Source organism: Streptomyces sp. AA1529 (assembly GCF_000280905.1).
Lineage (GTDB): Bacteria > Actinomycetota > Actinomycetes > Streptomycetales > Streptomycetaceae > Streptomyces.
The window spans coordinates 205,691-218,183 of record NZ_ALAP01000032.1 but is presented as its reverse complement, the minus strand read 5'-3'; the positions used below and the strand labels follow the sequence as shown (position 1 = coordinate 218,183).

Sequence of the window (12,493 nt, the reverse complement as noted above, 5' to 3'; positions counted from 1 at the left end):
TGTCTCCGACCTTACCAGAATCTTGACCCTGCTCGTTTCCGAGCTGATTTCGGATTCCTGGCATCGGGACGTTTCCGGGCCGTAGTGCGCCCGGCTTCCCGTTGCGGTGGAGATGTAAACGTACTGGAGCGGGGCGCCTGGAAGCAAATCGAGGCGCCCCGCCCTCCCGTGGGCCTGTGCTGCGGCCCGACGGGGCGTCAGACCTCGACGACGACAGGCAGGATCATCGGACGCCGGCGGTAAGTGTCCGAGACCCACTTGCCGACCGTGCGCCGCACGAGCTGCTGGATCTGATGCGTCTCCGCCACGCCGTCCTGGGCGGACTTGGCGAGCGCCTCGTCGATCTTCGGGATGACCGCGGCGAAGTCGGCGTCGTCGATACCGGAGCCGCGTGATTGCAGTTGGGGGCCGCCCACGGTCTTGCCTGTGGTGCTGTCGACCACGACGAAGATCGAGATGATGCCCTCGTCACCGAGGATGCGCCGGTCCTTCAGAGAGGACTCGGTGACGTCGCCGACGGTGAGGCCGTCGACATAGACGTAGCCGGCCTGCACCTTGCCGGTGATCTTCGCCTTGCCGTCGAGCAGATCGACCACGACCCCGTCCTCGGCGATCACGATGCGGTCGTGGGGCACCCCGGTCGCCGCACCCAGCTCGGCGTTGGCACGCAGATGCCGCCACTCGCCGTGCACGGGCATCAGGTTCTTGGGCTGGCAGATGTTGTAGAAGTACAGCAGCTCACCCGCGGAGGCGTGCCCGGAGACGTGGACCTTCGCATTGCCCTTGTGGACGACGTTGGCGCCCCAGCGGGTCAACCCGTTGATCACTCGGTAGACGGCGTTCTCGTTCCCCGGGATGAGGGACGAGGCCAGGATGACCGTGTCTCCCTGGACGATGCGGATCTGGTGATCGCGGTTGGCCATCCGGGACAGGGCCGCCATCGGCTCGCCCTGGGATCCGGTGCAGACCAGTACGACCTCGTCGTCCGGCAGGTCGTCGAGGGTCTTGACGTCGACGACGAGACCGGCGGGAACCCGCAGATAGCCCAGGTCCCGGGCGATGCCCATGTTGCGCACCATGGAGCGGCCTACGAACGCGACCCGGCGGCCGTGCTCGTGCGCGGCGTCCAGGATCTGCTGGATGCGGTGGACGTGGCTGGCGAAGCTGGCCACGATGATCCGCTTCTGGGCGCTGGAGAAGACCTGCCGCAGCACCGAGGAGATGTCGCGCTCCGGCGGCACGAAGCCGGGGACCTCGGCGTTGGTCGAGTCGCTCAGCAGCAGGTCGATGCCCTCTTCGCCGAGACGGGCGAAGGCTCGCAGGTCGGTGAGGCGCCCGTCCATCGGCAGCTGGTCCATCTTGAAGTCGCCCGTGTGGACGACCATGCCCGCGGGGGTGCGGATCGCGACGGCCAGCGCGTCGGGGATGGAGTGGTTGACCGGGAGGAACTCGCAGTCGAAGGGGCCGACGCGCTCGCGGTGACCCTCCTCGACCTCGAGGGTGTAGGGGCGGATCCGGTGCTCCTGGAGCTTGGCCTCGATCAGGGCGAGGGTCAGCTTGGAGCCGATCAGCGGGATGTCCGCCTTCTCCCGCAGGAGGTAGGGGACGCCGCCGATGTGGTCCTCGTGGCCGTGGGTGAGGACGATGCCGTCGATGTCGTCGAGCCGGTCCCGCAGGGAGGTGAAGTCCGGGAGGATCAGATCGATGCCCGGCTGCTCCTCCTCCGGGAAGAGGACGCCGCAGTCGACGATCAGAAGCCTGCCGCCGTATTCGAAGACGGTCATGTTGCGGCCGATCTCGCCGAGCCCACCCAATGGGGTGACGCGCAGGCCCCCCTTGGGGAGCTTCGGCGGCGGGCCCAGCTCAGGGTGCGGATGACTCAAAAGACTCTCCTTACCACGCGCGCCACGCACCCGCCTGGGTACGTGGCGCGCGATATTCATGATGCGCACGCAGCGGCACGTGTCGTTCGTGCGTGTCGTGCTTGTTCGGTGAGGCTGCGGCACGGTTCGTCGTGCACGGCAGCCGGTGTCCGGCGGTATGCAGTTGTTGAAGTCTGAGATCTACAGGTGTACCCCGCCGTGGGCGAGATCGTGCTTGAGCTGCTCCAGCTCCTCCGGGGACAGCTCGACCAGCGGAAGGCGCAGCGGTCCGGCCGGGAGGCCCAGCCGGTCGAGCGCGGCCTTTGTCGTGATCACACCCTGGGTGCGGAACATGCCGGTGAAGACGGGGAGCAGCTTCTGGTGGATCTCGGTGGCCTTGGCGACGTCGCCGCTGAGGTGCGCGTCCAGCAGGGCACGCAGCTCGGGCGTGACGACGTGGCCGACCACGGAGACGAATCCGACGGCGCCCACGGACAGCAGCGGCAGGTTGAGCATGTCGTCCCCGCTGTACCAGGCCAGTCCGCTGGTGGCGACGGCCCAGCTCGCGCGGCCGAGGTCGCCCTTGGCGTCCTTGTTGGCCACGATGCGGGGGTGCTCGGCGAGCCGGACGATGGTCTCGGTGTTGATCGGCACACCGCTGCGGCCCGGGATGTCGTAGAGCATCACGGGGAGGTCCGTGGCGTCGGCGATCGCCGTAAAGTGCCGGTAGAGGCCCTCCTGCGGGGGCTTGCTGTAGTAGGGCGTCACGGCCAGGAGGCCGTGTGCGCCCGCCTTCTCGGCAGCGCGGGCCAGCGCGAGGCTGTGCGCGGTGTCGTTGGTGCCGGCTCCGGCGACCACGTGTGCGCGCTCTCCCACGGCCTCCACGACCGCCTGGACGAGCTGGGCTTTCTCCGCATCGGTCGTGGTCGGGGACTCTCCGGTGGTGCCGTTCACGACGAGGCCGTCGTTGCCGGCGTCCACCAGGTGGGCGGCGAGCTGCTGCGCGCCGTCGAGGTCGAGCGCGCCGTCCGCGGTGAACGGCGTGACCATCGCGGTCAGGACCCGCCCGAAGGGCGTCTGCGGTGTGGAGGTCGGAGCCATAGGGTCCACGCTACTCGCAGCGCACCCCGCGATGCTCCCTCGGGGCGGTCGATGCGGCGGCAGTCCGGCGGAGAATCGGTGGGGGTCCGGCGCGGGGGCGGGCGAAAGGGGGCCCCGGCACTGCCTGCTCGGGGGTTCAGGCAGTGCCGGGACCGCACAATCACCCTAGATGAATTTCTTCAAACGCCGCAATACGGACACCTGCCGGACCCCGCCGACCGGCGGTAGGCCGCTCGGGGCGGGGCCGCCCCGGAAGACCCCGGCCGGGCGTGGTCGGCGTCAGGGGGCGACTCGGCCGTTGGCGTTGAAGGCGGCGTGCGTCAGTGGCATCAGCTTGGCCCACTGCTCCTCCATCAGCTCACCCACCATCTCGATCTCGCGCTGCGGGAAGCTGGGCACCTTGGCCTGCTCGTGCTGGGTGCGCAGACCGAGGAAGTGCATCAGGGACCGGGCGTTGCAGGTGGCGTACATCGACGAGTAGAGACCCACCGGCAGGACCGCGCGGGCGACCTCGCGGGCGACACCGGCCGCCAGCATCTCCTCGTAGGTCTCATACGCCTTCCGGTAGACGTCCGCCATGGAGCGGCTCGTGAGCTCGTGCTGTTCCTCGGACCCGGGGACGAACTCGTACTTGCCCGGACGGCCCTGCTGGACGAGCTTGCGGTCGGTGTCGGGGACGTAGAAGACCGGCTGGAGCCGGCGGTAGCGGCCGGATTCCTCGTTGTAGGACCAGCCGACGCGGTGCCGGTGGAACTCCCGGAAGACGAAGAGCGGGGCACTGATGAAGAAGGTCAGGGAGTTGTGCTCGAAAGGGCTGCCGTGGCGGTCCCGCATCAGGAAGTTGATCAGCCCCTTGGAGCGCTCCGGGTCCTTGTTCAGCTCGTCCAGGGACTGCTCGCCCGCGGTGGAGACCCGGGCCGCCCAGAGGACATCGGTGTCGGACGCGCTGTGCTTCACCAGCTCGACCGTCATGTCGCTGCGGAAACTCGGGGCGGGCGGGGCGGGGGTTTCGGTCACCGGCTGGTCCTTCCACGTACGTATGCCAGAGCGGGGCCAGCCTAAGGGGAGGGGCCGACAGCCGGGTCACGACGGACCCGGCGGTCCGGTTTGACCGCTATTAGCGGGACAAACAGCTGCCATGCCGAAGAAACGCGACCCCGGCGACATACCTCGCCGTGCCGGTTGATATTTTTCACATGCGTTCGGCGGCGGAGGGCACTTCCGAGCCCGCCCGGACGTTGTCCTCGTAACCGACCAGAACGATCACGCAGGAGCACACCGTCATGTCCCGCCGCGGAGAGTCCGTCCCGTTCGCCTTCATAGCCGAGGCAGACCGGTTCCGCAGCAATGTCACTCCCCCGCCCGCAGCACGGCGCACCTTCCGGGAGGCCGCCGGCGGCGCCCTGGTGGGGCTGACCGTCGTCGCCGGGCTCGTGGGCTCGGTCCTGCTCGGCCTTCCGGCCCTCAGCGAGGACCAGAGCCCCTCGAACAAGCCGCCGGCTGCGGCCGAGGGCCGCTGACCGCGGTGCGGTCACCCCCGGGAACACCACCCGGGGGTGACCGCACCGACCGGGTCTCGCTAATGTCACCGCTCATACCGCTGCGGCGAGCAGCCGCTGGACAAGACCCTGTCGTGAGCGAGCGAGGACTGTGCCGTGCCCCTGCCCTTTGTGACAGCCGACCGCGAGGATCACCTACTCGCGGCCCAGTCGGTGACCCTCGCCGAGGCCGACCGCGATCTGTGGCGGCGTCCCTACCGTCCCGGCCCCTGCCGCGTCGGCGGCGGCGCACTGCTGCTGCTGCTCGCCTCCTACGTCCTGTTCTCCGCCCTGATCATCTCGCTGACCGAGGGGCTGCTGCCCAGCGGCGCGATATGCGCGGGCTGCGGGCTGCTGCTGGTCGTCCTCGCGGTGCGGCTGCTGCGCGCGGGCGTGTGGGTGAGCTCCCACGGGCTGCGCCATGTCGGGCTGCTGCGGACCACCACACTGCGCTGGTCGGAGGCGGGCAGGCTGCGCACCGTGCAGCGCCCCGTGCGGTGGCTGGGGATGCCGCGCACGGTGCAGGGCGAGGCCCTGGTGCTGGCCCGCACCCCCTCCTCCCGGTCCGCGGACTCGGAACAGGACGACAGGACGCTGCTCACCAGCCGTAACGCCGACTTCGTCACCCGGCCGCGGGCCTTCGACCGGGCTGCCGACGTCATAGAGAGCTGGGCCGCCGAGTCCCGTTAGCACCCGGCACAGCCGGAGCCCGTCAGCCCGAGCCCGTCAGCCGGAGCCCGTTCAGTCCCGGGGGGCCGCCTCGTGCAGCGCGATGGCGTGCTGCATCGCCTTGCGGGCACGGGGGGTGTCCCGGGCGTCGTGATAGGCGACGGCGAGCCGGAACCAGGAGCGCCAGTCGTCCGGCTGTTCCTCCGTCTCGACCCGGCGCCGCGTGAAGACCTCGTCCGCCGAGGCGCGGTCGATCCGCCCCGAGGGCGTGCGCGCGAGTTCGTCGACCGGGAGACCGCCCTCGGCCTCCAGCAGTCGCGCCAGCCGTCCGGCACGCCGCGCGAACCGGGTGGTGTGCCACAGGAACCACGCGCCGATGAAGGGCAGCACCAGGACGGCGGCGCCGAAGGCGACGGTGACGGCCGTGCCCTGCTGGATCAGCAGCACACCCCGGCTGCCGACCAGGACGAAGTAGACGACCAGGACGGCGGCCAGGAGGAAGTAGGTGATCTTCGCGCGCATGCTGCTGAGCTCCGTGGTCCGGTCAGTCCAGGTCGAGGTAGTGCTCGAGCCCGAAGGTGAGCCCCGGGGAAGCGGGGACCTTGCGGACGCCCAGCAGCACGCCCGGCATGAAGGAGCTGCGGTGCAGGGAGTCGTGCCGGATGGTGAGAGTCTCGGCCTCGTCGCCGAAGAGGACCTCCTGGTGCGCGACCAGACCCCGCAGCCGCACCGCGTGCACGGGCACACCGTCCACGTCGGCGCCGCGGGCTCCCTCCAGAGCGGTGGTGGTGGCGTCGGGCTGGGCGGGAAGCCCGGCGGCGCCGCGGGCCTCGGCGACGAGCTGTGCGGTGCGCACGGCGGTGCCGCTGGGGGCGTCGACCTTGCCGGGATGGTGCAGCTCGACGACCTCGACGGACTCGAAGAAGCGGGCCGCCTGCTGGGCGAAGCGCATCGTGAGCACGGCCCCGATACCGAAGTTCGGGGCGATGAGCACACCGGTGCCGGGGGCGGCGGCGAGCTGGGCGCGTACGGTCGCCAGCCGGTCGTCCGTCCAGCCGGTGGTACCGACGACGGCGTGGATGCCGTGGGCGAGGCAGAACTCCAGGTTGCCCAGGACGGCGTCCGGACGGGTGAGGTCGACGGCGACCTCGGCGCCCGCGTCGGTCAGCGTCCGGAGCGGATCGCCGCTGCCCAGAGCCGCGACCAGCTCCATGTCCTCGGCACCCTCGACGGCCCGTACGGCCTCGGAGCCCATCCGGCCCCTGGCGCCGAGGACGGCGACCCGCAGCTTGCTCATCGTTCTGCTTCCTTACGTGTGAAAGGGACGGTGGGACGGCCTGGCCGGCCTCGGGCCACGGCGGACCGGCTCAGGCCACGGCCTCGTGCAGATGGGCGGCCTGGCGGTCGGTGAGCCGCCCGATGGCGGACACCGAGGGGCGGCGGTCCAGTACCTCGCGGGCGACCGCGCGGATGTCGTCGGGAGTGACCGCGGTGATCCTGGCGAGCATCGCGTCGGTGGACATCTGCTCCCCCCAGCACAGCTCGCTCTTGCCGGCCCGGTGCATCAGTGCCCCGGTGTCCTCCAGCCCGAGCACCGTGGAGCCGGCGAGCTGCCCGACGGCGCGCCGCACCTCGTCGTCGTCCAGTCCGTGCCGGGCGACGTTCTCCAGCTCCTCGCGGCAGATCTTGAGCACGTCGGGCACCTGGCCGGGGCGGCAGCCCACGTAGACGCCGAAAAGGCCGCAGTCGGCGTATCCGGAGGTGTAGGCGTAGGTGCTGTACGCCAGGCCCCTCCGTTCGCGGATCTCCTGGAAGAGGCGGGAGCTCATACCGCCGCCGAGGGCCGTGCTGAGTACCGCGAGCGGCCAGCGGCGCTCGTCGTGCCGGGAGACGCCGGGCATCCCGAGGACCAGATGCGCCTGCTCGGTCGGCCGGTCCAGGAAGTCGACCCGGCCCCCGGCACGCAGGGTGCGGGTGCCCGAGCGGGGCGCGACCGGGTCGGCGCCCTCGGTGCGCCGCAGTGCGCCGGCCCGGTCGAACGCGGCCCGCACCCGGTTGACGACCTCGGTGTGCGAGAGGTTTCCGGCGGCGGCGACCACCAGCCGGGTGGGGTCGTAGTGCTTCTTGTAGAAGCGGGCCACCTGGTCCCTGGTGAGCGCGTTGACGGTGTCCACGGTGCCCAGCACGGGACGCCCCAGGGGGGTGTCGCCGAACATGGTGTGCGCGAACAGGTCGTGCACGCAGTCACCCGCGTCGTCCTCGGTCATGGCGATCTCTTCGAGGATGACGCCGCGCTCGGCCTCGACCTCCGCCGGGTCGATGACGGAGCCGGTGAGCATGTCGGAGACGACATCGATGGCCAGCGGCAGGTCCGCGTCCAGGACCCGCGCGTAGTAGCAGGTGAACTCCTTGGTGGTGAACGCGTTCATCTCACCGCCCACCTCGTCGACCGCCGCGGAGATCTCCAGTGCGCTGCGCCGCTCGGTGCCCTTGAAGAGCAGATGCTCCAGGTAGTGGGTGGCGCCGCTCAGCGCCGGGGTCTCGTCGCGGGAGCCGACGTGCGCCCAGATGCCGAAGGTCGCGGAGCGTACCGTCGGCAGCGTCTCGGTGATCACCCGGAGTCCGCCCGGCAGCACGCTCCTGCGGACGGTGCCCGCGCCGTTCTGCCCCGGGATCAGGGTCCGGGTACGGGTCTTGGGACGGGCGACGGCCCGCCCCGCCGAAGCGGCGGGGCGGGCCGTCGTACGGAACGTACGCGTCACTTCGCGGTCTCGTCCTCGGAGCCGGTGGAGCCCTCGGACTCGCCGCCCTCCTCCTCGTCCAGGACGGGGATCAGGGACAGCTTGCCGCGCTGGTCGATCTCGGCGATCTCGACCTGGACCTTCTGGCCCACGCCGACGACGTCCTCGACGTTCTCCACCCGCTTGCCGCCGGCCAGCTTGCGGATCTGCGAGATGTGCAGCAGACCGTCCTTGCCGGGAAGCAGCGAGACGAAGGCGCCGAAGGTGGTCGTCTTGACGACGGTGCCCAGGTAGCGCTCGCCGACCTCGGGCATCGTCGGGTTGGCGATGCCGTTGATGGTCGAGCGGGCCGCCTCGGCAGCGGGACCGTCGGCGGCACCGATGTAGATGGTGCCGTCGTCCTCGATCGTGATGTCGGCGCCGGTGTCCTCCTGGATCTGGTTGATCATCTTGCCCTTCGGGCCGATGACCTCACCGATCTTGTCCACCGGGATCTTCACGGTGATGATCCGCGGCGCGTTCGGGGACATCTCGTCCGGAACGTCGATCGCCTCGGTCATCACGTCGAGGATGTGCATCCGCGCGTCGCGGGCCTGCTTGAGCGCCGCGGCCAGCACGGACGCCGGGATGCCGTCCAGCTTGGTGTCGAGCTGGAGGGCGGTCACGAACTGCTTGGTGCCGGCGACCTTGAAGTCCATGTCACCGAAGGCGTCCTCGGCGCCGAGGATGTCGGTGAGGGTGACGTAGTGCGTCTCCCCCTCGACGTCCTGCGAGATCAGACCCATGGCGATGCCGGCGACCGGGGCCTTGAGCGGCACACCGGCGTTCAGCAGGGACATCGTGGAGGCGCAGACCGAGCCCATGGACGTCGAGCCGTTGGAGCCCAGCGCCTCGGAGACCTGCCGGATCGCGTACGGGAACTCCTCGCGGGTCGGCAGCACCGGCACCAGCGCACGCTCGGCGAGCGCGCCGTGGCCGATCTCGCGGCGCTTGGGGGAGCCGACGCGGCCCGTCTCGCCCGTGGAGTAGGGCGGGAAGTTGTAGTTGTGCATGTAGCGCTTGCGCGTCACCGGCGAGAGGGTGTCCAGCTGCTGCTCCATACGGAGCATGTTCAGCGTGGTGACGCCCAGGATCTGCGTCTCGCCGCGCTCGAAGAGCGCCGAGCCGTGCACCCGCGGGATGGCCTCGACCTCGGCGGCCAGCGTACGGATGTCCGTGACGCCGCGGCCGTCGATGCGCTTCTTCTCCTTGATGACGCGCTCGCGCACCAGGGTCTTGGTCAGCGACCGGTAGGCCGCGGAGATCTCCTTCTCGCGCCCCTCGAACTGCGGGAGCAGCTTCTCGGCGGCCAGCGCCTTGACGCGGTCCAGCTCGCTCTCGCGCTCCTGCTTGCCCGCGATGGTCAGCGCCTGGGCGAGCTCGTCGCGGACGGCCGCGGTGAGGGCCTCCAGCACGTCGTCCTGGTGGTCCAGGAAGATCGGGAACTCGCCGGTGGGCTTGGCGGCCTTCGCGGCGAGGTCGGCCTGCGCCTTGCACAGCACCTTGATGAACGGCTTCGCGGCCTCCAGACCGGCGGCCACGACCTCCTCGGTCGGCGCCTCGGCGCCGCCCTTGACCAGCTCGATGGTCTTCTCGGTGGCCTCGGCCTCGACCATCATCACGGCCACGTCGCCGTCGGGCAGCACCCGGCCCGCGACGACCATGTCGAAGACGGCGTCCTCCAGCTCGGAGTGGGTCGGGAAGGCCACCCACTGGCCGTTGATCAGGGCGACACGGGTGCCGCCGATCGGGCCGGAGAAGGGAAGCCCCGCGAGCTGCGTGGAGCAGGAGGCGGCGTTGATGGCGACCACGTCGTAGAGGTGCTCGGGGTTGAGCGCCATGATCGTCTCGACGATCTGGATCTCGTTGCGCAGGCCCTTCTTGAACGAGGGGCGCAGCGGGCGGTCGATCAGCCGGCAGGTGAGGATCGCGTCCTCGGACGGGCGGCCCTCACGGCGGAAGAAGGAGCCGGGGATCTTGCCGGCCGAGTACATCCGCTCCTCGACGTCGACCGTCAGGGGGAAGAAGTCGAGCTGGTCCTTGGGCTGCTTCGAGGCGGTGGTCGCCGACAGCACCATGGTGTCGTCGTCCAGGTAGGCCACGGCCGAGCCGGCGGCCTGCTTGGCCAGCCGGCCGGTCTCGAAACGGATCGTGCGGGTGCCGAAGGAGCCGTTGTCGATGACGGCCTCGGCGTAGTGGGTCTCGTTCTCCACCAGGAATATCTCCTCGTCTGCGTCCGCCGCTCGTCCGCGGCGGACTGTGTACTCAGGAGCGCTCCCGGTGCGGGCCGGTCTTCGATCGAAGCTCCCGGCGGTCCCGCGGATTCGCCGCGGGTCCCGGGGGCCACTACCGAGGACCGGCGTCTCGGGTGCGCTCCTTGTCCATGCTGTCAGTGATGTCTGTCGGCTTCGTCTCGCGTGGACAAGACTACAAAGCTTCCACGCTCCGCGAGAGGCCGTCGTACTGCGTTACGGCGAGCTGCCGTACTGCGATACGGCAAAGGGAGCGGCTCCCGGGTCCGGGAACCGCTCCCTTCGTCATGTGCTAGCGGGCGCCCGCCGCGCCGCGGCGGATGCCGAGGCGCTCGACCAGCGCGCGGAAGCGCTGGATGTCCTTCTTGGCCAGGTACTGCAGCAGGCGGCGACGCTGGCCGACCAGCAGCAGCAGACCACGGCGCGAGTGGTGGTCGTGCTTGTGGGTCTTCAGGTGCTCGGTCAGGTCGCTGATGCGACGGGAGAGCAGCGCCACCTGGACCTCGGGGGAGCCGGTGTCACCCTCCTTGGTGGCGAACTCGGAGATGATCTGCTTCTTCGTCGCGGCGTCGAGAGACGACACTCGTACTCCTCAGGGATTCCAGCCGCCGAGCGCCCCTGGTCTGCTTCACAGGGGAGACTTCGATACTCGGGAGGCCGGTACAGGGTACCAGTGGCTAGCTGGTGAGACTGCGGGCCGCCGAGTAGACCTGCATCACGGCCAGACACAGCGGAATCAGGGTGAGCAGGACGAACGTCTCCAGGATCTCCACGAACCGGCCCCAGAACGGTGTCACACCCTTGCGGGGGACGGCCAGGCCGACGGCGACGGCCAGCACGGCCGCCATGGCGAGCGCGGCGCTCAGCCACACGGTGCGCAGCGCGTCGCCGTCGGCGGGGAAGTCTCCCGCCAGCCCGGCACCGAGCAGCAGCAGGGCCGCCAGTCCGGCCGCCAGCGCGCTGCTGACCTGGGAGGTGTAGCGGAAGAGGCGGGCCCGCAGCAGCATCGCGAGCCCCGTGGCGAGGGCGAGCAGCTGTCCCCAGCCCGAGGCGGAGAAACTGAGTACGGCGGTGGAGACGACGACCACGGCCGCGCAGCCGCCGACCAGGCCGACCAGCAGTTCGTGGCCGCGCCGTGCCTGTGCCGCGATCCGCTCGCCGTCGATCGGACCCTGGGTCTCGGGGGCGGCGTCCGGGTCGGCGTCGTAGTCGCTCATCCGGGTGCGGGTGGCCTCGAAGCCGATGGGCAGCCGGGCGAAACGGGTCGAGAGGCTCGGCAGGAAGGCGAGGACACCGACGGCGACCGGCGCGCAGACGGCGGCCGTCTCGGTCGGAGGCAGGTCGGCGACGATCGCGATGAAGGTGATCAGGGTGCCGATGGTCGCGGTGAAGGCGGCGGCGACGAACGGGCCGTCCCCGTCGGGGGTGAGCGCGATCAGCAGGGTGGCGGCCAGCAGGACGGTCACACAGCCGAGGAGGAACTGCAGCTTGCCGATGCCGAGCCCGTCCTCCAGGGGCAGCAGGCCGCTGCCCGCCACCATGAGGTGCGGCATGGCCGTCAGGCCCAGGGTGACCGAGGTGGGGCGGTCCTCGTAGACGCGGGCACGTACTGCGGACAGCGCCACCAGGAGCACTCCGGTGACGGCGGCCAGGACGCCGGCGAGTCCGTGCATGTCGTGGCCGGCCGGGTCGGAGAACCACAGCACGACCGCCATCAGCGACAGCAGCACTCCGGCGCCGATCAGTCCGGCGGCACGCATCATGTCGTCGCCCCACAGCCGCCGGTCGCGGGTGACGGCCGAGGCGACGGCGTCGGAGACGTCGTCGAAGACGGCGGGCGGCAGCGACTCCGCGAACGGGCGCAGGCTCAGCACGTCGCCGTCCAGGATGCGCTGGGCGGCGAACGACCGGGAGCTGTCCAGGACCGTGCCGTCGCGGCGCACCAGGTGGTAGCCGACGGGAGCGCCCTCGGCGGGGGTCTGGCCGGAGAGCCGCAGGATCTCGGGGTAGAGGTCGGCGACCGGGATGTCCTCGGGCAGTGCGACGTCGATCCGGCTGTCGGGGGCGACGATGGTCACCCGGCTGAATCCGGTGTCCAGTGCCGATCCGGCCGCCCGGCCGGACCCACCGGCCGCGCCCCGGGCCCCGGCGGATCCCGGCTGCCCGCCGGATCCGGTGGCCGCGGCGGAAGCCGTCGTACTCACCTGTGTGTCCCCCTCGAAGATCCTGCGGAGCGCCTGCTCGACAATGGGCTGTGCAACGGTCTGCCGGGCGTCGGCCGCGTCATCCGC

The 12,493-nt window shown here is 70.5% G+C and carries 11 protein-coding genes; 2 read left to right on the top strand and 9 right to left on the bottom strand.

The window, feature by feature from the left end:
- Positions 1-197: 197 nt before the first annotated feature.
- The 3 genes from A949_RS0110265 to thyX all read right to left on the bottom strand — a co-directional run bounded on the left by A949_RS0110265 (position 198) and on the right by thyX (position 3,980).
- Positions 198-1,883 (bottom strand): ribonuclease J, encoded by a 1,686-nt coding sequence (locus A949_RS0110265; RefSeq protein ID WP_026004520.1) that lies wholly within the window; start codon positions 1,881-1,883, stop codon positions 198-200.
- A gap of 180 nt (positions 1,884-2,063) precedes the next feature.
- Positions 2,064-2,963 carry a 4-hydroxy-tetrahydrodipicolinate synthase gene (gene dapA, locus A949_RS0110260; RefSeq protein WP_019355921.1) on the bottom strand — a complete coding sequence of 300 codons (900 nt, stop codon included), beginning with the start codon at positions 2,961-2,963 and terminating at the stop codon, positions 2,064-2,066.
- Positions 2,964-3,242: 279 nt separating this feature from the next.
- Complete coding sequence (gene thyX / locus A949_RS0110255; protein WP_019355920.1) at positions 3,243-3,980, bottom strand: FAD-dependent thymidylate synthase; 738 nt, start codon at positions 3,978-3,980, stop codon at positions 3,243-3,245.
- Between the two features lie 266 nt (positions 3,981-4,246).
- Here thyX and A949_RS0110245 point away from each other — a divergent pair, with 266 nt between their 5' ends.
- Positions 4,247-4,483 (top strand): hypothetical protein, encoded by a 237-nt coding sequence (locus tag A949_RS0110245; protein WP_019355918.1) that lies wholly within the window; start codon positions 4,247-4,249, stop codon positions 4,481-4,483.
- A 135-nt stretch (positions 4,484-4,618) separates the two neighbouring features.
- The gene (locus tag A949_RS0110240; protein WP_026004519.1) at positions 4,619-5,191 is read left to right on the top strand and encodes a hypothetical protein; all 573 of its coding nucleotides are present in this window, start codon (positions 4,619-4,621) and stop codon (positions 5,189-5,191) included.
- Positions 5,192-5,242: 51 nt separating this feature from the next.
- Here the strand turns inward: A949_RS0110240 and A949_RS0110235 are convergent, their stop codons facing one another.
- The 6 genes from A949_RS0110235 to eccD all read right to left on the bottom strand — a co-directional run bounded on the left by A949_RS0110235 (position 5,243) and on the right by eccD (position 12,406).
- Entirely contained in the window at positions 5,243-5,692 is a 450-nt protein-coding gene (locus A949_RS0110235) for a hypothetical protein (protein ID WP_019355916.1), read from the bottom strand.
- A gap of 22 nt (positions 5,693-5,714) precedes the next feature.
- The gene (dapB, locus tag A949_RS0110230) at positions 5,715-6,467 is read right to left on the bottom strand and encodes a 4-hydroxy-tetrahydrodipicolinate reductase (protein WP_019355915.1); all 753 of its coding nucleotides are present in this window, start codon (positions 6,465-6,467) and stop codon (positions 5,715-5,717) included.
- 70 nt (positions 6,468-6,537) lie between these two features.
- Positions 6,538-7,932 carry a M16 family metallopeptidase gene (locus tag A949_RS0110225; protein WP_019355914.1) on the bottom strand — a complete coding sequence of 465 codons (1,395 nt, stop codon included), beginning with the start codon at positions 7,930-7,932 and terminating at the stop codon, positions 6,538-6,540.
- Positions 7,929-10,163, bottom strand: a complete 2,235-nt coding sequence (locus A949_RS0110220; protein WP_019355913.1) for a polyribonucleotide nucleotidyltransferase — start codon at positions 10,161-10,163, stop codon at positions 7,929-7,931. Before A949_RS0110220 ends, A949_RS0110225 begins: the two co-directional genes overlap by 4 nt.
- A 331-nt stretch (positions 10,164-10,494) precedes the next feature.
- The gene (gene rpsO, locus A949_RS0110215) at positions 10,495-10,785 is read right to left on the bottom strand and encodes a 30S ribosomal protein S15 (RefSeq protein ID WP_016470189.1); all 291 of its coding nucleotides are present in this window, start codon (positions 10,783-10,785) and stop codon (positions 10,495-10,497) included.
- 94 nt (positions 10,786-10,879) lie between these two features.
- The gene (gene eccD, locus A949_RS0110210) at positions 10,880-12,406 is read right to left on the bottom strand and encodes a type VII secretion integral membrane protein EccD (RefSeq protein WP_019355912.1); all 1,527 of its coding nucleotides are present in this window, start codon (positions 12,404-12,406) and stop codon (positions 10,880-10,882) included.
- Positions 12,407-12,493: the final 87 nt, after the last annotated feature.

Bases quoted from the DNA above. Each gene is read 5' to 3' on its own strand.
- dapA (WP_019355921.1), bottom strand. From the start codon at position 2,963: ATGGCTCCGACCTCCACACCGCAGACGCCCTTCGGGCGGGTCCTGACC.
- dapB (WP_019355915.1), bottom strand. From the start codon at position 6,467: ATGAGCAAGCTGCGGGTCGCCGTCCTCGGCGCCAGGGGCCGGATGGGC.
- A949_RS0110245 (WP_019355918.1), top strand. From the start codon at position 4,247: ATGTCCCGCCGCGGAGAGTCCGTCCCGTTCGCCTTCATAGCCGAGGCA.
- A949_RS0110235 (WP_019355916.1), bottom strand. From the start codon at position 5,692: ATGCGCGCGAAGATCACCTACTTCCTCCTGGCCGCCGTCCTGGTCGTC.